The organism is Aquibacillus rhizosphaerae (assembly GCF_030282825.1).
Taxonomy (GTDB): domain Bacteria; phylum Bacillota; class Bacilli; order Bacillales; family Amphibacillaceae; genus Aquibacillus_C; species Aquibacillus_C rhizosphaerae.
Genome location: NZ_JASTZU010000060.1, coordinates 1 through 21,704, shown reverse-complemented (window position 1 = coordinate 21,704; position 21,704 = coordinate 1). Strand labels below are relative to the sequence as shown.

Sequence of the window (21,704 nt, the reverse complement as noted above, 5' to 3'; positions counted from 1 at the left end):
ACGTAATAGACAAATACTGTGCAAATGTCCATACTTATGGAAAACTCGAACAATAATTCTTTGTCTTCTGATATGATTTAAGTATGAATATTTATGATATTGTGAATTTTTTTCACTTAAACTAAACCAGCTAATAGTTTGTCAATATTTTTCAATAAAAAACTTTAAATAGTCATGATATACTAAAAAAGTGCATGCTAAATAACCTTCCTTATTACCTGTGTTGGAAGGTTTTGTGTTATTTAGTTAGATATAGTTATTATGCTATATCTTGGAAAGTGGTATTGCTTTTTAAAAGGGCAAAGATCCAATGTAACAGCTTATTTACACAAGCAATTACAGCGACTTTAAAAGGCTTTCCTTCCTCACGCTTCTTGTCATAGAATTCACGTAACTTCTTGTTGCGAGGAATGATCTCGTCGCTAGTCTTACTCTTACGACAGTCACGAATAGCACAACGTACTGCCATGTATAAGGCATGTCGAAGTCTACTAGATCCTCTTTTAGTTATTCGGTTCTGAGTGGCTGAGAATTTACCAGATTCAAAGACACTAGGATCAACACCTGCGAAAGCAACAAGCTTTTTAGGATTATTAAATCTGTCTATCTCGCCAATTTCAGAAATGATCGTTGCAGCGATCTTTTCACCGATACCGGGGATAGATTTAATATTATGATATTCTTCAATTTCTCTAGCGAGAGTGTCTATCTCTTTCTCTTTCTCTAACTTGGATAGATGCTCTTTATATTGAAGAATGATATTCACATACATACCAAGACTTAAAATGTGACTCTGGTAAACGGTTTTTTCAAAAGGATTGCGAATTGCCGCATCTTTAAGCTTTTGTGCTTTTTCGGTTGCCCAATTCATTGATCGACTTTTACATAGTCTATGGATTGTCTCAATAATTATTTCTTCACTCGTTTCCAAAATATCTTCAGAAGAAGGAAACCTTTGAAGAGTTAAGAGTGAAACCACTGAATACAAATCCCCAAAAACCCCTTTATATTCAGGAAATACTTGTTCAAGCACAGCCTGAAATTGAAGCTTTGTTTGCATCGCAACTCCAGTAATATTCTCATATTGTCTTGTGAGATTACGGAGGTTTAACAGCTGGACCCCTCGTTTTTTATGAGGTTCTAATTCTTCTTTGTAGAACAACTCACAGAGAAGATATGCATCAATAGCATCCGTTTTAACTTTCCTCAAACTCGAACTCCTAGCTTTGTATGAAATTAAAGGATTGATGATAATTAATAGATAACCACGCTCCTCCAGATAATGAACAACAGGAGTTTGATAATGTCCAGTTGCCTCTAATATGACAGGTGGCTTCTTACCAGACTCTTTCTTTACATCCTCAAGAAACTCTACCAGTAAATTAAGTCCCTCAAGTGTATGAGAAACTTTGAAACTCTTACGAAATGCTTTCTCCTTGTCCAAGAAAGCTTGAACTTGGCTTTCCCCTTTTGAAATATCCAGACCAACGACTGGATTCATTCTCTATCTCCTCCTATAAAATCTGAAAATTGCCAGTAACCCCTAATGCCTAATGTAGTATCATAGCTTCGCTTGTTATACGAGATCTAGGTCTCAACCAGCCTCAAACATGTTTCTACAAGTAGGGGGCGAACGGTTTAGTTGACGGGATCAATGTCCCACGAGCAGTTACGTTCTACCCTGGCTACTGATATAATAAGACCATATAAAAAAAGGTCAACCAGAAATATTTAGCATTCTGGCTAACCTTATAATACGAACGAGCAGGATAGTGCAAGAAGGAGTTCATCATTTCTTAATACGTATTAGACGGATACTGCGCAATAACAACTTTTGTTACACAAAAAAATTAAATCGGACTGGAAGCACTTTTATATGGCTATACAAAAAGGTGCGCTCTAACTGAGTGCACCTTTTGTTTTTATGAATTGTATATTTCTCTGTTTATGTTAACAATATCCTTATGTGAAAATGCCTTTTTTTCTGCAAAGAGCTCTTCAAACCTTTCCATTACCTTATCTCGTAGTATTGGAGCTTTTTCTTTATTTGCCTTTTTCAACGCTTTCGTAAGTTCGTCTTTCGTTAGCTCTGTGCAGTATGCGGGAGTTCCTGGCTGTTGTCTCCAAGAATCACTTAAAGAACCACTGTCTACTGCGTCGAAGCCTAGCTCGTTTACCACGCCCATGATTACTTGTTTTTGTGATAGATTATCACCGGCAGCTGTCATGGCAATTCGTCCACTAGAATCTTCGGATGTTCCTTCATTTTCTAAAGTATAGGCTAATAAATTGTTAAAAGCTTTAATGATAGGTTTGTCTAATTGATTTGAAACCCAAACACTTTCAACCATCCCGTTCTCGATTTCTTCAATTTTTCCGTCTCTAAAAGGGTAGTAATTTGAAGTGTCTACAATGATTACTTCCTCCGCGACTTGATCGATAATGTTCCGAATGCTTGGTAGTGCTTTTGTAGGGAGGGATATGATAAGAACATCAATATTATTAATTGCATCCTCTACAGGCACAGCTGTTCCAGCAAGCTCTTTCCCTTCTAAACGTTCAATTCCTCGTGCATCTGCAATTTTTACAGCATGTCCACTTTTAACTAATTTTTTAGAAATAATTGACCCAATTGGTCCTGCACCTATAATTCCAAATTTCATTATTGTTCCTCCTAAAGTATTTGTATATAAAAGAATTATTTAGCTAAAGTTACACAAATATATGTTTATCAAACAATAAACATATATAAGATAATATAAATGTATTGAGTATTTATGTTACATATACTAGAATATAATCATTTCTCATCGTTTTGAAGTAGGCATTAAAAATTGACGTAGTACATTTTTATGTACTTAACAGTAGAAAGTAGGTGAAGAAGGTGTCTAGGATATGTAAGGATGGATTTGATAAAGAGTGTATAAAGGAACAAAGAGAATTTTATGGCATTGCTTATACCCAAAATTTACTGTCGGGACGTTGGAAATATGTAATTCTTTGGTTTCTAAAGTCCAAAGAGCGTCGTTATAGTGAAATTAAAGCTTTTTTAGGAGACATTTCACAAGGTTCCCTTACAAAGCAACTTAGAGAACTTGAAACAGACGGAGTGATTAATCGCAAAGTATATCCAGAGGTTCCTCCTCGTGTAGAGTATTCTTTAACCTCAAAAGGGGAAGAATTGATTCCTATTATTGATTTAATGGAAGAGTTTGGGAAGAAGTTTGGGGAGCAAGTAGACTAACCAAAGAGAACACTTACGTCACTTACTGTTCAACCTTCTAAAACTATAACTACCAAATAGAAGTTGTGTGAGTGGGAGATTGTTCAAACCACATTTTTTTCTTTTACTATAAAAATTCATGAAGAATAATAAAGCAGCTGGAGGAAAAGTTAAAAGATTCAGCTGACTAACGTGGCAGCTTTTTGTACTAACTAAGCAGGTTAACAAAACAAAGACTTCTTTTGGGAACAAACAAGGATTAATTATCATTTGTTTGTTCTTTTTTTATTCTTTTTAAATCCGTCTATACAATATCAGCTATCTTTTCACCTGTTTTTGACCTTTAGGTACAAAATAATGTACTACGTCATTTTTTATTGCCCTCTTTCAAAATATGTAAATTGATTTTATTATAGTGTATGTAACAAATCACTTATAAAAACAAGTTGATAGGCAAAGGGCAAAACATGCGCATTTTAACGTAAACGAGCGGTTGTTGATCAAGTCTCAATGTGGGGAATACACATTGACCTTCGTTCTAGATGAGATCTGCTTGGTATAATGTATTAGGTCTTTTACAATAATGGACACCTAAATTTCACAATGATATAGTTAGCATACTAATTATATATTATGACTAGTGGAGGCATATCTATGAACGATAAGGTTGAATGTGATATTCGTGAGTCGTTAGATAAAATTTCATCCCGAATGCGTCGAGAATATAATGAAAATTTAAGAGAACTTAATCTTTATGTAGGTCAGGATAGACTGCTTGCTCGTTTGTGGTTGGATGATGGAATAACACAAATGCAAATATGTGAACATTTAAAATGCGAGCCTCCTACGGTAACTAATATGGTTAAATCGCTTGAGCAAAATGGGTTCATATACCGTAAACGAGATGAACAAGATGCAAGAGTTATGCGAATTTATCTAACGGACAAAGGGAAAGAATTAGAAAAACCGGTTGATTTCAAATGGAAGCAGCAGCAAGAAAAATTACTCGGTTCAATTTTACCGGAAGAACGCTTAATCTTAAGGGAACTTATGAAGCGAATAGAGAGAAACTTGTTCTAAGTTTCCTCTTATAGATATTTAGCCTGCTAATTAATTTTTCGGTATTATGAGCAAGCGTCAAGCTGGAACTATGATATCCGTACTTGCTAAAATGCTTTAAATTAGTTAGCAAGCTAAATAGTAACCGGTTTGGTTGGAATGGATATACTTATTGCTCTTTTGGTTGCTTGGAGACTATCAATAAATAAAGGAGAAGAGATACATGAAAAAAAGAAAAGAGATGCAACTAGCACTACAAATGGTTTCTGGATACGGAGCCGAATTCAGCGCCTGGAGAATGCCTGGTACAGATCCAGCAGCCTACACAAATACGGATAGTTACGTGGAACGAGCTAAAATAGCTGAAAAAGGAAAATTTCAAATGATCTTTATCGCTGATACTCCGGCATTGACCGTCGATTTAGGACCTCAGACTCCTATGTTCCCTATGGACCCTATGTTAGCACTAATGGCTGTAGCTAGAGAGACGAAACATATTGGACTTGTGGCGACACATTCAACGACATTCAATTATCCATACAACATTGCACGTCAGTTCAAAGCACTCGATGTTATAAGTAATGGGCGTGTAGGATGGAATGCGGTCACTTCATCCCTCCCAGTAGCGGCAGCAAATTTTGGTGCTAAAGTTGCCAGTCGCAAAGAACGCTATGACATGGCACATGAATCCATCCAAATTGTTCAAGCATTATGGGGGAGTTGGGAACAAGATGCGTGGACGTTAGATGCAGAAGGAGGAAAATTTGCCGACATGGACAAAATTCAGCCTATCAATCTTGAAGGGCAATATTATTCATCCCGTGGTCCTTTGCCAATACCTCCCTCTGAGCAAGGCCAGCCAGTTATTTTCCAAGCAGGTGGAGGAGAAGAAGGACTGGAATTGGCGGGTAGGTACGCTTCTGGGGTCTACGCTAACCCTTATGATATAGAAACTGCTCGTGAACATAGGCAAGCGCTTCGCCAAAGTGCAACTCGTTTTGGTCGAAATCCCGATGACATTAAGATGTACGCAGGTTTTATGTTTTCCATCGGTTCAACGAAAGAAGAAGGTTTAGAACGACGAAGACAGCTTATGAGTTTTAATCCAGAGGAGATACCAGGAAGAGTAAGTTACCTTGGTTCCATGGTCGGTTTACCACTATCAGTGAATTCGGTAGATATCGAACAACCTTTATCAGCTGACTTGTTGAAAAAGGCATATGCCAACCCAATGGATCCACGTTCCCACAGAGCTTTAGAGCTACTAGGAAAAGGGCTATCGATTCGAGATGTTCTTGCACATGGGGTCATTAACTATCATCCTGTAGTGGCAGGTACCCCCATACAAGTTGCTGATTTCTTGGAAGAATGGTTTTTGGCTGGTGCATGTGACGGCTTCTCGGTTGTTCCGGATATTGCCTATGATGGAGTTGCTGATTTTGTGGAACATGTTGTTCCAATCTTGCAGGAACGCGGTTTGTTCCACAAAGAATATGAAGGAAAAACACTGCGCGAGAATATGGGAGTTCCTTATCAATACGGAAGTTTGAAAAATAACAATAAATAATAGAGGAGAGGATCCAAATGAATAATACCCTTGAATTACTTAAAAATCATACATCAATTCGATCTTTTACAGATCAACCACTGACAGAGGCACAACGAGATGCAATCTTTAAGGCAGCTAATCAAACGTCATCATTCAGTCTACTACAAGTGGTTTCTATCATTAGAATTACAGATCCGGAACTGCGAAAAAAAGTGATGCAACTCTCTGTAAATCAACCTTATATTGAAGAAGCAGCAGAGTTTTGGATTTTCTGTGCGGATTTTAACAGAAATCATGAAATTGCACCAAAGGTAGACCTTGACTATATTGAGTACCTTTTAATAGGTACATTCGATGCTGGGCTCATGGCTCAAAATGCTTTAACTGCAGCAGAATCAATGGGACTCGGTGGTGTCTATATCGGTGGGGTAAGAGCTAATATTGAAGAATTAACCGAGGTATTAAATTTACCAGAGTATGTGATCCCTTTAGTGGGACTGTGCATTGGCCATCCTGCTGGAGAGAAACCTGGAATAAAGCCACGTTTACCTAAATCGATGGTAATGTTTGAAAATCAGTATCAGCCATTAGATGAAAAAAAATTGGCAAATTACGATCAACAGATGCGTGAATATTACCAAGATCGACCTGTTAAAGCTCCTTTCTCAGTGAAGAAAGTAAAGGGATGGAAAGATCATATTGAGGATCATCTTGAGAGAAGCAGACTGCCCTTTATGCTTGAGTATTTAAACAAACAAGGATTTGCTAAAAAATAATCTGATATTATTAAAATTGATTTACGAGGAGATATAAAATGAAGAATCAATACAATACGCGTGCCATTATGGCATCGCTGCTTATCTGTGGTTTCGTCGGCATGTTCAGCGAAACTGCTCTCAATATTGCAATGACTAATTTAATGGAAGTATTCCAAATTTCGGCCGCAACTGCACAGTGGTTAACAACTGGATTCTTGTTGACTCTAGGTATTTTAATGCCAATAAGCGGGGTGTTACTCCAGATTTTTACGACAAGACAGATGTTCACAGGTTCGCTCATCAGCTTAATTGTTGGTACATTAATTGCGGCGCTCGCATTCAATTTTGAAATGTTAATGTTAGCCCGAGTTTTGCAGGCTGTAGGTATGAGCTTGTTGCTTCCACTCTTGTTTAATACCGTTCTTGTCATCTATCCGCCTGAAAAGCGGGGTGCGGCAATGGGGTTCGTCGGACTTGTTATCATGTTTGCTCCAGCCACCGGACCGACCATAGGCGGTTTATTAATCGAATATTTAACATGGCATTACATCTTTTGGTTATCACTTCCACTTTTGATTATAGGGTTGTTGATAGGGTTAAAGTATTTGAAAAACGTTACTGATGTCACAAAGCCTAGGATCGATCTTCTATCTGTCTTATTGTCAACGGTCGGTTTCGGAGGAATTGTCTTTGGCTTCAGTAAGGCGGGCGAAGGAGCTGAGGGTTGGAGCAGCATGGTCGTAGTCACATCAATTGTCGTTGGGCTTGTTGCGCTGGTATTGTTCATACTACGTCAAAACTTAATGAATGTTCCGATGTTGAATCTGAGCGTTTTCAAGTTTCCGATGTACACCATTGGGCTACTTCTAATACTATCCTGTATGATGATTGTTATGACGAGCATGATTATTCTGCCGATGTTTCTGCAAACTGGGGCAGGACTGTCTGTTTTCATCGCCGGACTCATGCTTTTGCCGGGCAGTGCGTTGAACGGCATCCTATCACCACTAGTGGGCCGTTTATTCGATAGATATGGACCGAAATGGCTAGTTACACCCGGCCTTGTTCTCGTTGCAGTCATGTTATGGTTTTTAACTACCATATCCCCTGCTTCTTCAGTGGCTTTTATCGTGGCTTTGCATATCGGTCTCATGGTAGGGGTATCTTTGATTTGGATGCCTGCTCAAACGAACGGACTAAATCAATTACCGCCGGAATTATACCCGCATGGTACGGCAGTCTTAAACACACTGCAGCAGGTTGCAGGCGCGATTGGTATAGCGGTCGCAATCAGTATCCTTACTGGTGGGATGGAGAAATACTTGCATAGCTCCTCCGATCCTACTCAGCTGACCGAAATAGCAAACGCGATGACGGTAGGATCACAAAGTGTGTTCTGGTTCACGATGCTCATTGCATTGATTGGCTTGATCTTAGCATTCTTCATTCGCCGGGTAGTCAACCACGAGGAGAGGTATTCAGCGCATTGATGCTATTATAAATAACAACAGGGTCACTTAGAAAATTAATATATAAGTTGATCCTGTGTATTTATCTTTTCCAGGTGTTTTACTTGTTATATACCCGATAACTGTAAAAGAAAAAAGTTCTTTTATAAATAGTTATTATTCTATTGATAAAAAGGAGTTTTATTGAATGGTCAAAAATGAACTTAATAATGATCTGCAGTTATCCATCTTAGATTTTGTACATGTATATCCTGGTAGTAATCCTGTTCAAAGTTTAAAAAATTCAACGGAGATGGTCCAACTAGCTGACAGATTAGGTTATAAGAGATACTGGTTCACGGAACATCATAATACTCCTAGTCAAATTAGTACATCTCCGGATTTGTTAAGTCTACACGCAGCTTCACATACCAAAAATATACGTGTAGGTTCAGGAGGGATTATGTTACCTAACCATAGTCCATTGAAAGTGGTAGAAAACTTTACATTACTTGAAGCACTCTATCCTGGCAGGGTAGACCTTGGAATAGGAAGAGCATCGGGAACAGATGGATTAACTGCATTAGCCTTACAACGTTCACAAGAGTCAGTTACTGCAAATGACTTTCCAGAACAATTAAATCAATTACTCTCGTTTTTTTCGCGAAATTTCCCAGCTCAACACCCTTTCAAGAAGATAATAGTTCCAGGGAATGAATCAATAGTACCTGATATGTATATGTTAGGTTCTAGTCAGAGTGGTGTGCAGTTCGCTATAGATAAAGGACTTGGTTTTGTGTTTGCAGCCCACTTAGCTCCTAGATTAGCGATTTCAGTGCTACGTTTATATCGTGAAAATTTTAAGCCATCCATTTTTATGAACGAGCCTAAAAGCATGTTAGCTATTGGAGTTATTACAGCAGAAACAGAGGAAGAGGCAAAATATTTGGCTGGGCCATTGGAATTAATGTGGGCAAGAATGGCAACGGGTTCGCGCGATCTTTCATTTCCATCAATAGAGGAAGCCAGTAAGTATGTTTATACATTACAGGAAGAGGAAGCCCGTCAATATAATAAAGACCGTTTTGTTATTGGGAGTGTAGCCAATGTTGCTGAAAAGTTAAAACGATTGGCAAAAGAAGCTTTAGTAGATGAAATTATGATCGCTGATTATTATCCTAGTCAAGAAAGCAGACTAAAAGGACACCAATTACTATCAGAAGCATTTGATCTTCCATCTAAATAGCCAATAAGACTAAAACGAATAGAAGGTGAAATGAATGAAAGAGAAAAAACAACTTAAAATAGCCGGGACTATAGATGGGGTAGGCTGGAATTACATGGGCTGGTTTCACCCAGATATGCCAGCAAATGCTAGTGAAAGCATTGATTACTATGTAGAAAAAGCAAAAAGATTAGAAGAAGGAAAGTTTGATACTATCTTTTTAACTGACGTTAGCCATATTGGTCCAGGTATGATTCCTCATTACCTTAGTATGTTTGAAGGTGTAAGTATTCTATCCGCCTTAAGTATGGTGACTCATTCCATCGGGCTTACTGCCACAATTGCAACTTCCTATGCTGATCCATTCACTGTTGCACGTCAAATGGCTTCTCTTGATAAAATCAGTAATGGTCGAGCAGGATGGAATGCTGTCACTTCTAATCCAGGAGGACTAGCGAATTATAGTCGCACTCATCTTTCAAAAGCAGACTTGTATCCAATGAAAAAAGAGTTTTTAGAGATTGTCGAAGGTCTTTGGGACTCCTATGAGGATGACGCATTTATACGGGATAAAAAAAGCGGAGTATTTTTTGATCCAAAAAAAATGCACGCTTTAAACTACAGAGGAAACTATTTTTCCGTGGATGGCCCGTTAAATATAAGCCAGTCCAGACAAGGAAGACCAGTTATTTTCCAAGCTGGAACTTCTTCAGATTTCATGAATATTGCCTCAAAGCATGCCGACGGTGTATTTCTCCCGGCTGATAATTTAGAAGATGCAAAAGCTTTTAGTCAAGAGTTAAAGAGAAGAGTAGAATTGGAAGGGCGTTCGTTTGATGATTTCCTACTTACGATTTCACATAACCCGATTGTAGGAAGAACAGAAAGAGAAGCTGAAGAAAAATTTCAGGAACTGCAAGCACTGATGCCGATTTACCGTATCCCAAAACCGAAAATTTTTGGTTCGGCAGAAAAGGTAGCAGATCAAATTCAACACTGGTACGAGGCAGGGGCGATGGATCTATTGCTGCTAAGACAGGAGCATCCTTCAGGGTTTGATGACTTTATTGATTTAGTCGTCCCTATCTTACAAGAAAGAGGAATTTTCCGTAAAGAATATGAATCAAACACCTTACGTGGGAATTTAGGTTTACCTTATCCAGAAAATAGATTTTCTATCTAATTATACTTTGATTAAACAGAGGAGAGGTGTGACCAATGAAAATGGAGGACATTATCCTCACTTGTATAAAAGAACACCCAGGAATAAGTGCAAAGAAGATTGTTTCATGTTTGGATTCAAAAACAAATAATTTATTAGTAACGGAAGAAACGAATCCTCAAGCTTCTATTTTTAAACAATTAAGGACCCTGAAGAAAAAAGGGAATCTTCATAACAGAGGTGATCGCTGGTACTTTATGAATCGAAATATTGGATAATTGGCATTTAATAGTTCTTTTTTGGTTGTAATTGATTAACTATTTATTATACTAAATGTGTTTATTAACTGAGCAACTTCAGCATTTGTGCCACTGCCACTACCCGAAGTATGTCGACATCATCGACAAAATACGGTGGTGACAGGCACTTTTTGTAATGTCTGTCACCACGCGTCTAATGTCTAGTTAGACAAGACATTAGACGCGTGATATACAGTCTAATTAACATAACTCAAGGATGTCAGGCACTACAAAAAGATATCCAATGGCCTGCCACATTTTTAAAACCACCCTCTATTTGAAGGAGTTACTTCACGAGATAAGAAGCCATACAAATATAAACGCATCATATCTTCAGTGAGGTCACGTAGCTGCTCAGGGGTGAATAATAAATCCCCAGAGTCGTTAGGTGTTTGCCAGTCATAACGGATAAAACCGTTTTGCTTCCCAAGGTTCCGTACTTTCATGTGATACGTGTTATAGGTTGTTTTCTTAACGGCAGCAAGGTCATCTTGGACAGATGCTATAACTGTATCTAATTTATCTAGATATACAATCCTGGCGACAGATTTTCCGTTTTCAAAGAAAGTATAATCTTGTTTAAATACTTTGAGTACCATTGGTAAAACAATATATGCATGTAGCGTCGTATTCATCTGTTGATTAAGCATGGAAAACACTCGCTTTTTATTTTTTATTATAATACGAACAAACGTTCTTGTAAATGCGAAGAAAATTTTAACAAAGGATGAATCGACGCAATTATTGTTGCGATTTAAATGAAAGTTAAGTATCAAGGAAATTATGGAGAGTATTTCTTTGATGTAGGACACGTTTAATATATGGTTAGTTCGTTAAACGGAGAATCTTGATTACGGCCAATGAAATATACCACCTCTGACATACTCTTTACCACTGAGTCCCAAAGATTGTACCAGTAAATGACAGACGTTTTACCACGGATTAATTTTGTGCACGTAATGGTGTGCCTACAATAGATTTACCCTAGTATTACGTAGTAGACTAAATACTGCGTATTAAAATGATATTACCTATCAGTGACTTAAGAAAGAATTATTTATTTAAAGTAAGAACAGGAGTTTTAAAAAATATTCACTGTATCTAATGTCCTAATTTTGGACTGTAGTTTCTTTATTGATATTTCCTCTAATCTTGCTCTACTTTAAAGTAGATAGAAAAAGGATGTTTGAGTTGTTTTTCTTTGGGTACACAGTACATATGCTTTGGACATATATTGATATTGTACTCGAAAGGTATGGATATTTTGTTCATACATATTTTCTCACACCAGTATTACCGATGGCATTAAATATGACCGCTTCTGCTCTTCCAGTAGGATTCCTATTTATTTATCAATATTGTACTAACAATAAGAAAAATTTCTATTTGTGTACTCTACTATTAAGTGCAGTGTTTGCATTTGGCTTTTCAAGCTTAGAAGCCCATTTTGGATTGCTAGAATTTAATAAAGGAATGAACCAAATTCACGTATTTTTTATCGATGTAGTAATAGTATTTATTTCTTTTTGGTTTACAAAATCTATTTTAGGAAAAGTAAATCATGCAAAGTAGTATTTTAAGTAATAGCGTTTTAAAATAAGGTAATAAGATGGGATGAAGTCAACAGTAATCTGTTGGCTTAATTATATATTTGTAGATAAAATTCTGCCAGGTAAAACTATACTTGCTAACTCAGAGACGATTATCCAAAATATTCAAGGGCTAAAAGTATAGAAATAATGATAGCCCTATAATTAGTTGGTGTTAATGGTTATTACTTAGTTAGCAAATCAAAACTAAGGTAGAGATAATTGTTATGAACCTAGGTCAGGAAATAATATTAGATGTTGTGGCAGCTTTAAAAGAGTTGTATCCTGACATCGGAATGGAAAATACAAAGTATAAATTGTCTACTGTTCAATCAAAGTATTACATTCATAGAGTTGAGTTAGGTGAGGTTCATCCTGCTCTTAAGTGTAAAATACAATTGTTCATTTGGTAAAGATGATAAACAATGTAACTATGTTAATGAAGGAATAAAGCACTTGCCAAAAAAGGAAGTGCTTTATCTTCTGTTTTCGATTTGTTTGACTTTAAGTATTGTCCATCTAAATATCCAGCCAATAAAAATGTAAATAGGGAAGGAATATATGTATTTCCAGTTATATATTTCGTAAATCCCTAACCACTGTGTTAATGGTTCAAAAACAAAAGAAAAAATAAATGAAGTGATTGAAATGGCTGTTAAATATGATTTCCAATTATTAAAGAATTGATAAATTATCATATAAATAATTGGTAAATGAACATGATGAATTACAATTATTGGAGGTATCACGGGTACTACGCTGTCTGGGTATGACCACAATACTAATGAAATACCGATTAAATCTAATATAAAACCTGTAGTTCCTATCAAAAGACCAAACGAAGCAATTTCAATAATTCGTGTTTTATCGAGAACGATAAGCCATATTATAAAAAAGATAACTGTAGTGGTAAAAAGCAGCCACCAATTAAAAGAAAATAAACTATTAGTGAGCCAGTAGTCCATAAGCTGATCTCTAATTTGCCTGCGTTGTCGGATTATTTCATCCCAATTAGGAGTTATCGAAAATAAATTAACCATCGTTAATATTTTAACTAAATACATTCTGAAATATCTCCTCGAAAAATACCTTTTACCAGTATAATGGCCTATTTACTGTTAATATATTCTTTAGCAGGTGTTATATTGAAAAAAAGCAACTAACAAAAGTTCTTGTTGCACAGCACAAGGATACTGTTCAACAGATAAAGAAATTCTACATTCGGTCACATTGCTAATGATCATAAGCCTAATTCTTCAGTGCGATATGATAGCTCCAATTAAAGAAGAATAAATGTAAGAATTTGAGCAAACGGCCGTCATTCTTATTAAAGAGTTTAGGAATCAGCCCCTTCACATGGACAAGTGTTCACAAGGAGGGGCTGTTTTTATGGTGGAAAGGAAGCAGGATCAGTCACATGCTTCCAAGTTATAATGCATTATGAGATACTTTAAGTATATTGGAAAATAGAAAGGTGTCTTTCAAGTGAATTTGCAACAAACATTAAGTGAAAAAGATTATGCGGTAGTTGATAAACTACTAGCAAACCTAACCGCAAGTGATCATTTCCTTAAAGAACTATCTTTGATTTTAAAAGAATGTGTTTCTTTAAAAAGTAATCTTTCTGATGATATTCGTATCTTGTATACGCAGTTAGAGCGTGTAACTACCTTTCAGGAGGAATGCAAATTTATTTTAATACGTGATTTGGACATCATATTATCTGAAATGATGAACCCCACAAGTGATCCAGTGTCCATCTATATCGATGAAAAGGAAGAAGAGAACGTTATATCTCTGTACGTAAAAGCCTTTGAAGGTAACGTAGAAGCCCAACTCCAACTTGGTCATTTTTATACATCTATTCAACGTGATGAATGGGCCTTTGACTGGTTCAAAGTAGCAGGCGATACCGGTAGTGTGGATGCCCTCTACTTTCTAGGGAATGCGTATTTTGTTGGAAAAGTTGTGGACCATGATTGGGAAAAAGCTTATTTTTATTTTAAAGAAGCTGCGGAAAAAGGTCATGGGGATGCTTTAAACAATTATGCGGATATGTATTTACGCGGGGAGTATGTGGAGAAGAATGAAAAAAGAGCGCTAGAACTTTTCAAGGAAGCAGCCGATAAAGGTGTACCAGAAGCAATGTACACACTTGGCTATATGTATGAAAAGGGTGTTGGAACAGAAGTAAACATGGAAGAATCCAAACGACGGTTTACGGAATCAGCACTTTTTGGTGATGTGTTTGCAGCAAATCGCCTCGGACATGAAGCAGTGGAAAATGGTCGTGGGGATGAAGCGATATCGTGGTATCAAATGGCTGCTGATAGGGATGACCCTTATGGGGACTTTAATCTTGGTGTTTGTCATGAGAATGGAATTGGAACCCAAGTTAATATGAAAAAAGCTAAATATTGGTATCAAAAAGCTGCTTTAAAAGGTGATGTTCAGGCAAAGCAGAGGTTGAAAGAGTTTTAAATGTATCGCATTTATTTTCGTGCTTGATACAACGAATGGTCTTAGGCATGCCAAGCCAAAAATAAAGGGTGACAGGAACTATTTTGTTGTCTACTTTTAAAGAGATTTGTTGTAATCATTGTCGTATATCTAAACAATAAGAAGTAACCGTCCTCCTAGGTAACGGTTACTTCTTTTGTTAAACGAAACTTCATTTGGTCAACCGTTCTTTATTCGATTTGTAGCTGAATTGTAACTGGGGTCAGATCCTTCAAATGGACAAGTGTTCATGAGGAGGGTCTGACCTTTGTTTATATTTTACTGAATCTTTACAATTTTTTATACTTTCTTAGCACAAAGTTAAAAATTGTAAATTATACTATAAAAGGGCAGTTATATAGTTAAAACTGGAGGATTACATATGAAAATCTTAATTACAACAGAATTGTATTCTCCTGTCATTAATGGAGTAGTCACTTCTATTGTAAATTTGAAGAAAGAGTTACAAAAATCAGGTCATGAAGTCCGTGTTCTCACCTTATCAAATGAAATAAAATCATACGTTACTAATGAAGTCACCTATATTGGTTCCTTAGGTGTCGGAAAAATATATCCGGGCGCACGTGTAACGATTTTGAAAAATTGTAAATACCTAAAAGAACTAATGGAATGGTGTCCAGATATCATCCATTCGCAATGTGAGTTTAGTACCTTCCGTTTAGCAAAACATTTAGCAAAGACTCTTCGGATTCCTATTATTCATACGTATCATACTGTTTACGAAGATTATACACATTATTTTTCCCCCAATCAGAAGTGGGGAAAAGCGGCTGTAGCCTTTTTTTCAAAGAAAGTTCTTAAACACGCTACCAATGTGATTGCACCAACTGAAAAGGTCAGTACGTTGTTACAGGGCTATGGTGTGAAGCAACCAATTAAAGTAATACCAACGGGAATTGACTTATCAAGCTACAAACCAAGCAATTCGATACAAGTAAGAAATAACCTGCGCAACCAATTAAATATACCGGTAGAGGACCATTTATTAATATTTGTTGGCCGCTTAGCAAAAGAAAAGAAACTGGAAGAAGTGTTATCCAACTTCTCTCGCGTCACACTTGAAAATATTTCCTTACTTATTGTTGGTGATGGGCCACATCGACAGTATCTTGAGGAATATGCAAGAAAACTGAACATAGAAGATAAAGTTATCTTTACGGGGATGGTACCACCACAGGAGCTCCCACCTTATTATCAATCAGCAGATATATTTGTTAGTGCCTCCAATAGTGAAACACAAGGATTAACATACATTGAAGCATTAGCAAGTGGATTGCCTGCATTATGCCGGAAGGATCCATGCTTAACAAATGTTGTAGAAAACGGGTCAAATGGTTGGCTCTTCGAAACCTTTGATGAATTTGAACGTTACCTGGAGAAAATGCTTTTGGATCAAAATGAATATAAACACTTATCTTTCCATGCGATAAAGAAGGCCTATGATTACTATTCTTCCACTGTTTTTGCCAAAAACTTAGAACATGTCTATGATGATGCGATAGTTTTATATCAGCAAAACGAGAATCGTGATTGTTTAAACCAATGACCACCTTAAATAAACAAAAGCAATTAACAATAATATGGAACATCCTTACAACCATTGGTTTAATTGGTTGTATTCTCTTTTTCATTTATGGAATTAAAAGTGAACTTTTTTATTCAAAAGAAGCTTTAGAAGACTTTCTTGGCCAATTTGGAATATGGGCACCTGTATTGTTTGTTGCCCTGCAAGCTGTGCAAGTGATTATCCCCATCTTACCTGGAGGTATCAGCTTGCTTGGTGGTGTATTAATTTTCGGACCTGTGATGGGTATTATTTATAATTATATCGGAATTTGCTTAGGTTCAGTCGCTGTCTTTTTAATTGCAAATAAGTATGGCGACACGGTTATACATTTCTTGTTCAATCCAAAATTACGTAAGAAATATCACGGCTGGGTCAATCATCGGAGATTTGGGCTTTTTTTTACTTTCATGATATTTTCTCCGGTCGCGCCAGATGATTTTCTATGTTATTTAGCTGGAACAACGAAGATGTCGTTAAGGAAATATACCACTATCATTTTAATTGGTAAGCCATTGCCAATTGTCCTTTACAGTTTTGGGCTAGAGTGGATCTTCCGTCATGTGGTGTCTATTTTTTCTTAAATTAGATTGTTTTACATAGACTCTTCGCATATCTAAAGTGAAATCTTCCTAATTGTCAACGTATTACTTTGAATTACCATTAAAAAAGTCAGACCTTTGCCGTTTTTATAGAGTTTTTAAAAAAGGCCACGTCTAATAAAACTTTCTAACGGCGGATGCCGTGAGTCTATTTACATGATAGGAGGAAAGAATGTGAAAGTATTGCTATACGAGGGATCATTAAATCTAATAAATAAAAGTGGTATTGGGCAAGCAATCCGTCATCAAAGGAAGTCATTGGAACATTTAAATATTGCTCACACAACGAATCATAAAGAGGAGTTTGATATCGTTCACTTAAATACTATTTTTCTGAATTCCCTTTTCATGAGCTGGCTGGCTAAAAGAAAAGGAAAGAAAATTGTCTATTATGCACATTCGACAATGGAAGATTTCCGCAATTCCTTTATTGGATCCAATATCATCGCACCATTTTTCAAAAAGTGGATCTCTTATTGCTACAACAAGGGAGATATTATTATAACGCCAACAGAATACTCGAAGTCTATTTTAGATACATATGGCTTGCGACGCCCTGTGTACAGCTTGTCCAATGGTATAGATACACAGTTCTTTCATAGAAGTGTGGAAGCGAGAGACAGATTCCGAAAAAAATACCGCATAAATAATCACAAAAAAGTAGTCATATCTGTTGGTCATTTTATGGAACGAAAAGGGATTGATGATTTTATTCTTTTAGCGAAACAGTTGCCAGACTATCAATTTTATTGGTTTGGACATACAAGTATGAACCTTGTCCCGGTAAAAATTAAACGAGCAATGCAGCAGGAGGATATTCCTAACCTTCACTTCCCAGGCTTTATAAACCGTGAGGAACTCCGTGATGCTTATTGTGGAAGTGACTTATTTCTTTTTTTGACACATGAAGAAACAGAAGGGATTGTTCTGCTTGAAGCCTTAGCAGCAAAATTACCTGTTTTAGTTCGTGATATACCGATTTATGGGCAATGGTTGGAGGAAAATGTCCATGTCTATAAAGCAAAACAATTGCCATCGTTTAAAAAACAAATGATAGAGATCTTAGAGAATGAAGTGCCTGATTTAACGGACAATGGGTACGAGTTAGCATTAGAAAAGGACATCGTAAATATAAGTAAAAGATTATTGGACCTATATAAAATAAGCAACAAGTCGGTGAATTCAAAATAACGATCATTCCAGAAAGAGGATCTTGTTAGATTTATAATATAATCAGTTTGTAATTTGAAAACAATAAAAAAACTTAGGGCATTACTTAAAGTGATAATCAGTATATCCGAAGTATAAAAATTCCCAAGTTGACTTCCTTCACGTCAAGTGATAAGGTTATTTGTATCGCAGATATTAAGAGTCTTTAATATCCCTTAATAAATAAGGAGGTAATGTATGAGGTATTCAAACGCGACAAACTACGCCCTGCATACGATGGTCCATTTAATGTTGCAGCCTGGGGGGAGTTCGGTGGGAGTGCAGGAACTGGCTGAAATGCAGCATCTTTCCCCGACGTACCTTTCTAAGATATTAACCAAGCTTACAAAAGCCGGTTTGATTGTTTCGACGCCTGGCGCAAAGGGTGGTTATAAAATATCGAGAACAAAACATGAAATATCCTTTTTGGATGTTATTCATGCGACTGAAGGAGATACTAGCTTATTCGACTGCTCCATTCACCATGAAGGCTGCTTAATTGAGAACGTCATGAAGCAGGCGGAGGAAAATATGAAAAAAGAACTGGAATCAAGGCTTTTGATCGATATTGCTAAAGAGGTAGAATCCAAGCAGAAAGAAGGATAAAGTTAAATTCATTTTAAAGGAGTGGACCAGATGATATTAGATTGCGCTGTGATTGGCGGAGGACCGGCTGGACTGAATGCTGCTTTAGTACTTGGAAGGTCAAGACGTAAAACAATCCTGTTCGATGACAACAAACCGAGAAATTCGGTAACTTCCGAGTCCCACGGATTTATCACAAGGGACGGTGTAAATCCACAGGAATTAAAAAGGGTTGCCCAGGAAGAATTAAGCAGGTACCCGGATGTGAGCATTGAAAAGCAACGGGTGCATCGTATAAATAAAGAAAACCGATTGTTCCAAGTAGAGACAGAAAGTGGGGAAGTATTCAGCGCGAAAAAGATTATCCTCGCAACCGGCTTTACGGAGGTCCTTCCGGATATCCCGCGGGTAAAAGAGTTCTATGGCAAGAGCCTGTTCAGCTGTCCTTTCTGTGATGGCTGGGAAATAAGAGATCGACCGCTGGCAGTGATCGCAGATGATCAGAAAGCATTTCATATGGCAAAAGTCGTGTCCAACTGGACGAACGATTTAATTATTTTTACCAATGGAAATAAAGTACTTTCACTGGAAGAACATGAATTACTCAAAAGCAAAGGCATAAGTATTAATGAAAAGAAGATTGCCGCTCTCATTGGTGAAGAGGGGATGCTAGAAAAAATTCAGTTTGAAGATGAAACAACAGTTCTCCGTGAAGGAGGGTTTATAGCTGCGGAATGGAAACAGGCAGCTACCTTTCATTCTTCACTCGAATATACATTAAACGAGCAGGGTGGGATTGAAACGGACAGTTGGCAACGCACGAATATGGAAGGAGTGTTTGCTTGCGGAGATACGCGAATTGCCGGCCCCTCCCAATTAATTATTGCAGCGGGGGAAGGTTCTATGGCTGCTATCGCTGTGAACGCAGCACTGATAGAAGAAAAATTTAAACAGTAGAAACATAAACAGCTACTTATAAAAGTAGGATCTATATGCATCACCCACATGGCAAGCACAACAAAGGAAAGGTATCATACTTGGAAATTCCCGAACGTAGAAGAGAATTCTCCCCGGAACAGCTACTGAACATGATTCCTGTAAAAGAAGCAGACAATATATTGGACTTTGGAACAGCAACCAGTTATTTTACCATCCCTGCTGCGAAAAGGAATAAGGGCAATGTATACGCGCTGGATATCGACACATCCATGCTGGAATAATAAATGAAAAAGTCTTAGAAAAACAGCTCACAAATAGTTAATTAAAGACATTAGATATCTCTAAAGTGTGTAATTGAGTTTCACCATACATCAAATTGACAAGCTAGTTTGCTGCCCAATTTTTAAACATATTTGTAATTGAAAGTGTTTTTTATTCCGCTCAAAAAGTATCTTTATGAAGAAATAGGAGTGTGCCATATGGAAGAGAACGTCTTTGAACAGATTGCCCAAAAATATGATACAGAGGAAAGAAAGGAGTTAGCTCATGTAATAGTCAACGAAGTGCGACATGAGCTACAACATAGTAAATCAAAGGCTTTACTTGACTATGGGAGTGGTACCGGCCTAATTAGTTTAGAATTAACAGACCTAGTCGAATCCCTTATATTGGTGGATTCCTCCGAACAAATGGTAGAGGTTGCGAAAACGAAAATTACTCGAAATGGAATAACCCACTCAACAGTACTTCAATCAGATTTTACACAAGAAACACCAGGTTTTAAGGTGGATATCATCGTCATTTCACTCGTTCTTCTTCATATCCCGGATACGAATAAAATCCTGAAAGCGTTGTACAAGGTATTGAATGATGGTGGGAAGTTAATCATTGTGGATTTTGACAAAAATGAGCAAATAAATCATCCAAAAGTTCATAATGGTTTTTCGCAGAATGAACTAACAGAGAGATTAACACAAGTCGGGTTTAAGTCAACTAAAATCAAGACATTCTATCATGGTAAACGAATTTTTATGAAACAAGATGCGTCTTTATTTATAGCTGGTAGTATAAAGAAATAAAGTTGTTAAATGAACTGACATAGCGATATGAGACACATATAAAACACCTATTTTAGGCTGCCACGACGCCAAATTCTTTTGGCGTAAGGTAGCCTAATTTTTCTTGAATTCTTTCCTCATTATAATGTTTAATGTATTCATCCACTTTCTCAACAACAGTAAAGTTGGATAAAGAATTGAATTTAATATACTGAAATTCCTCTGACTTTAAACTAGAATGAAAGGATTCAATTACGGCATTATCCCAACAATTTCCTCGTCTTGACATACTGCTGACAAAATGGTTTTTCTTCGCGTTATTCTGATAGGCATACGATGTATAAACACTCCCCTGGTCTGAATGAAGAATGACACCTTCTGGATTATGACGATTGATTAATGCCTCTTCGAGTGTATCAATCACCAGCGGCGTCTGTTGATGGTTATACAGCTTATATGCAATGATTTCATTACTATACAAGTCCATAATGGATGAAAGATATAAGGTTTCGCTCCCATATTGAATATACGTAATATCCGTTACCCATTTCTCATTTGGTTTAGAAGCAGTAAAGTCACGTTGTAGAATATTCGGTGCAATTACTTCTGATTCCCCTTGTGATTTCCATCTTCGCTTTGGTTTCACTCTACACTGTACATTGTGTTTTTGCATGATTTTCTGTACTGTATTTCGGTGTAATTCAATATTATGATCACGCTTCAACAACTTTTTAATCTTACGGTGACCACAACGATATTTGTATTTTTTGCATAGTTCTATAATGATATCTTCATGTGGATTCCGATAGGTGATTCCACTATTCATCCAACGATAGAATGTAGAACGTGGCACTTCTAGGGCAGACAAAATAGAAGTGATTGTGTACTTCCCCTTGAATTGTTCAACCAATTGAA

Annotated in this window: 23 protein-coding genes; 18 read left to right on the top strand and 5 right to left on the bottom strand. The window is 36.9% G+C overall.

Translation table 11 applies throughout. The features are described 5' to 3' along the window. Positions 1 to 259: 259 nt before the first annotated feature. Together QQS35_RS19405 and QQS35_RS19400 are read right to left on the bottom strand one after the other, a co-directional pair. Positions 260 to 1,501, bottom strand: coding sequence for an IS110 family RNA-guided transposase (locus QQS35_RS19405; protein ID WP_285933897.1), 1,242 nt, complete (start codon positions 1,499 to 1,501; stop codon positions 260 to 262). 421 nt (positions 1,502 to 1,922) lie between these two features. Next, on the bottom strand, positions 1,923 to 2,663 hold the full coding sequence (locus tag QQS35_RS19400) for an NADPH-dependent F420 reductase (protein WP_285933896.1): 741 nt from the start codon (positions 2,661 to 2,663) through the stop codon (positions 1,923 to 1,925). A 221-nt stretch (positions 2,664 to 2,884) separates the two neighbouring features. Between QQS35_RS19400 and QQS35_RS19395 the strand changes: the two genes are divergently transcribed. The 8 genes from QQS35_RS19395 to QQS35_RS19360 all read left to right on the top strand — a co-directional run bounded on the left by QQS35_RS19395 (position 2,885) and on the right by QQS35_RS19360 (position 10,702). Beyond that, entirely contained in the window at positions 2,885 to 3,244 is a 360-nt protein-coding gene (locus QQS35_RS19395; protein ID WP_285933895.1) for a winged helix-turn-helix transcriptional regulator, read from the top strand. A 633-nt stretch (positions 3,245 to 3,877) separates the two neighbouring features. After that, positions 3,878 to 4,303, top strand: coding sequence for a MarR family winged helix-turn-helix transcriptional regulator (locus tag QQS35_RS19390; protein ID WP_285933894.1), 426 nt, complete (start codon positions 3,878 to 3,880; stop codon positions 4,301 to 4,303). Between the two features lie 202 nt (positions 4,304 to 4,505). Beyond that, a complete protein-coding gene (locus tag QQS35_RS19385) occupies positions 4,506 to 5,849 on the top strand; it encodes an NtaA/DmoA family FMN-dependent monooxygenase (protein WP_285933893.1) in 1,344 nt (447 codons plus the stop codon). 17 nt (positions 5,850 to 5,866) lie between these two features. Next, a complete protein-coding gene (gene nfsA / locus QQS35_RS19380; protein WP_285933892.1) occupies positions 5,867 to 6,607 on the top strand; it encodes an oxygen-insensitive NADPH nitroreductase in 741 nt (246 codons plus the stop codon). A gap of 38 nt (positions 6,608 to 6,645) precedes the next feature. Further along, a complete protein-coding gene (locus QQS35_RS19375) occupies positions 6,646 to 8,079 on the top strand; it encodes an MDR family MFS transporter (RefSeq protein WP_285933891.1) in 1,434 nt (477 codons plus the stop codon). A 166-nt stretch (positions 8,080 to 8,245) separates the two neighbouring features. Next, positions 8,246 to 9,283 carry an LLM class flavin-dependent oxidoreductase gene (locus tag QQS35_RS19370; protein WP_285933890.1) on the top strand — a complete coding sequence of 346 codons (1,038 nt, stop codon included), beginning with the start codon at positions 8,246 to 8,248 and terminating at the stop codon, positions 9,281 to 9,283. A 34-nt stretch (positions 9,284 to 9,317) separates the two neighbouring features. Continuing rightward, entirely contained in the window at positions 9,318 to 10,445 is a 1,128-nt protein-coding gene (locus QQS35_RS19365) for an NtaA/DmoA family FMN-dependent monooxygenase (RefSeq protein WP_285933889.1), read from the top strand. A 35-nt stretch (positions 10,446 to 10,480) separates the two neighbouring features. Beyond that, on the top strand, positions 10,481 to 10,702 hold the full coding sequence (locus QQS35_RS19360) for a hypothetical protein (protein WP_285933888.1): 222 nt from the start codon (positions 10,481 to 10,483) through the stop codon (positions 10,700 to 10,702). A 281-nt stretch (positions 10,703 to 10,983) separates the two neighbouring features. On the opposite strand, the gene QQS35_RS19355 is transcribed toward QQS35_RS19360, so the two are convergent. Next, on the bottom strand, positions 10,984 to 11,373 hold the full coding sequence (locus QQS35_RS19355) for a hypothetical protein (protein WP_285933887.1): 390 nt from the start codon (positions 11,371 to 11,373) through the stop codon (positions 10,984 to 10,986). 532 nt (positions 11,374 to 11,905) lie between these two features. Here QQS35_RS19355 and QQS35_RS19350 point away from each other — a divergent pair. Both QQS35_RS19350 and QQS35_RS19345 read left to right on the top strand, forming a co-directional pair. Continuing rightward, positions 11,906 to 12,295 carry a hypothetical protein gene (locus QQS35_RS19350; protein ID WP_285933886.1) on the top strand — a complete coding sequence of 130 codons (390 nt, stop codon included), beginning with the start codon at positions 11,906 to 11,908 and terminating at the stop codon, positions 12,293 to 12,295. 244 nt (positions 12,296 to 12,539) lie between these two features. Next, on the top strand, positions 12,540 to 12,725 hold the full coding sequence (locus tag QQS35_RS19345) for a hypothetical protein (protein WP_285933885.1): 186 nt from the start codon (positions 12,540 to 12,542) through the stop codon (positions 12,723 to 12,725). 63 nt (positions 12,726 to 12,788) lie between these two features. Here QQS35_RS19345 and QQS35_RS19340 read toward each other — a convergent pair whose 3' ends face one another. After that, a complete protein-coding gene (locus QQS35_RS19340; protein WP_285933884.1) occupies positions 12,789 to 13,376 on the bottom strand; it encodes a CBO0543 family protein in 588 nt (195 codons plus the stop codon). 421 nt (positions 13,377 to 13,797) lie between these two features. Between QQS35_RS19340 and QQS35_RS19335 the strand changes: the two genes are divergently transcribed. From QQS35_RS19335 to QQS35_RS19300, 8 genes are all read left to right on the top strand, one after another. Next, positions 13,798 to 14,793, top strand: coding sequence for a tetratricopeptide repeat protein (locus QQS35_RS19335; protein WP_285933883.1), 996 nt, complete (start codon positions 13,798 to 13,800; stop codon positions 14,791 to 14,793). A gap of 400 nt (positions 14,794 to 15,193) precedes the next feature. Continuing rightward, positions 15,194 to 16,378, top strand: a complete 1,185-nt coding sequence (locus tag QQS35_RS19330; protein ID WP_285933882.1) for a glycosyltransferase family 4 protein — start codon at positions 15,194 to 15,196, stop codon at positions 16,376 to 16,378. Next, positions 16,363 to 16,980: a TVP38/TMEM64 family protein gene (locus QQS35_RS19325; protein ID WP_285933881.1), complete on the top strand. Its 618-nt coding sequence runs from the start codon at positions 16,363 to 16,365 to the stop codon at positions 16,978 to 16,980. Before QQS35_RS19330 ends, QQS35_RS19325 begins: the two co-directional genes overlap by 16 nt. Before the next feature lie 192 nt (positions 16,981 to 17,172). Then, entirely contained in the window at positions 17,173 to 18,189 is a 1,017-nt protein-coding gene (locus QQS35_RS19320) for a glycosyltransferase family 4 protein (protein WP_285933880.1), read from the top strand. A 267-nt stretch (positions 18,190 to 18,456) separates the two neighbouring features. After that, positions 18,457 to 18,813: an RrF2 family transcriptional regulator gene (locus QQS35_RS19315; RefSeq protein WP_285933921.1), complete on the top strand. Its 357-nt coding sequence runs from the start codon at positions 18,457 to 18,459 to the stop codon at positions 18,811 to 18,813. Positions 18,814 to 18,843: 30 nt separating this feature from the next. Next, positions 18,844 to 19,749, top strand: coding sequence for an NAD(P)/FAD-dependent oxidoreductase (locus tag QQS35_RS19310; protein WP_285933879.1), 906 nt, complete (start codon positions 18,844 to 18,846; stop codon positions 19,747 to 19,749). 35 nt (positions 19,750 to 19,784) lie between these two features. Then, positions 19,785 to 20,012 (top strand): class I SAM-dependent methyltransferase, encoded by a 228-nt coding sequence (locus QQS35_RS19305; RefSeq protein ID WP_285933878.1) that lies wholly within the window; start codon positions 19,785 to 19,787, stop codon positions 20,010 to 20,012. A 198-nt stretch (positions 20,013 to 20,210) separates the two neighbouring features. Further along, complete coding sequence (locus QQS35_RS19300) at positions 20,211 to 20,810, top strand: class I SAM-dependent methyltransferase (protein ID WP_285933877.1); 600 nt, start codon at positions 20,211 to 20,213, stop codon at positions 20,808 to 20,810. 52 nt (positions 20,811 to 20,862) lie between these two features. On the opposite strand, the gene QQS35_RS19295 is transcribed toward QQS35_RS19300, so the two are convergent. Beyond that, on the bottom strand, positions 20,863 to 21,704 hold an 842-nt coding region (locus QQS35_RS19295; RefSeq protein ID WP_285929948.1), incomplete at its 5' end, for an IS3 family transposase.

What these genes read in the sequence shown, in the direction of transcription:
- nfsA (WP_285933892.1), top strand. Translation starts at nt 5,867, where the DNA reads ATGAATAATACCCTTGAATTACTTAAAAATCATACATCAATTCGATCT.
- QQS35_RS19310 (WP_285933879.1), top strand. Translation starts at nt 18,844, where the DNA reads ATGATATTAGATTGCGCTGTGATTGGCGGAGGACCGGCTGGACTGAAT.
- QQS35_RS19405 (WP_285933897.1), bottom strand. Translation starts at nt 1,501, where the DNA reads ATGAATCCAGTCGTTGGTCTGGATATTTCAAAAGGGGAAAGCCAAGTT.
- QQS35_RS19315 (WP_285933921.1), top strand. Translation starts at nt 18,457, where the DNA reads ATGTTGCAGCCTGGGGGGAGTTCGGTGGGAGTGCAGGAACTGGCTGAA.
- QQS35_RS19390 (WP_285933894.1), top strand. Translation starts at nt 3,878, where the DNA reads ATGAACGATAAGGTTGAATGTGATATTCGTGAGTCGTTAGATAAAATT.
- QQS35_RS19365 (WP_285933889.1), top strand. Translation starts at nt 9,318, where the DNA reads ATGAAAGAGAAAAAACAACTTAAAATAGCCGGGACTATAGATGGGGTA.
- QQS35_RS19330 (WP_285933882.1), top strand. Translation starts at nt 15,194, where the DNA reads ATGAAAATCTTAATTACAACAGAATTGTATTCTCCTGTCATTAATGGA.
- QQS35_RS19305 (WP_285933878.1), top strand. Translation starts at nt 19,785, where the DNA reads ATGCATCACCCACATGGCAAGCACAACAAAGGAAAGGTATCATACTTG.
- QQS35_RS19360 (WP_285933888.1), top strand. Translation starts at nt 10,481, where the DNA reads ATGAAAATGGAGGACATTATCCTCACTTGTATAAAAGAACACCCAGGA.
- QQS35_RS19355 (WP_285933887.1), bottom strand. Translation starts at nt 11,373, where the DNA reads ATGCTTAATCAACAGATGAATACGACGCTACATGCATATATTGTTTTA.
- QQS35_RS19340 (WP_285933884.1), bottom strand. Translation starts at nt 13,376, where the DNA reads ATGTATTTAGTTAAAATATTAACGATGGTTAATTTATTTTCGATAACT.
- QQS35_RS19385 (WP_285933893.1), top strand. Translation starts at nt 4,506, where the DNA reads ATGAAAAAAAGAAAAGAGATGCAACTAGCACTACAAATGGTTTCTGGA.
- QQS35_RS19400 (WP_285933896.1), bottom strand. Translation starts at nt 2,663, where the DNA reads ATGAAATTTGGAATTATAGGTGCAGGACCAATTGGGTCAATTATTTCT.
- QQS35_RS19350 (WP_285933886.1), top strand. Translation starts at nt 11,906, where the DNA reads ATGTTTGAGTTGTTTTTCTTTGGGTACACAGTACATATGCTTTGGACA.
- QQS35_RS19370 (WP_285933890.1), top strand. Translation starts at nt 8,246, where the DNA reads ATGGTCAAAAATGAACTTAATAATGATCTGCAGTTATCCATCTTAGAT.
- QQS35_RS19345 (WP_285933885.1), top strand. Translation starts at nt 12,540, where the DNA reads ATGAACCTAGGTCAGGAAATAATATTAGATGTTGTGGCAGCTTTAAAA.
- QQS35_RS19300 (WP_285933877.1), top strand. Translation starts at nt 20,211, where the DNA reads ATGGAAGAGAACGTCTTTGAACAGATTGCCCAAAAATATGATACAGAG.
- QQS35_RS19375 (WP_285933891.1), top strand. Translation starts at nt 6,646, where the DNA reads ATGAAGAATCAATACAATACGCGTGCCATTATGGCATCGCTGCTTATC.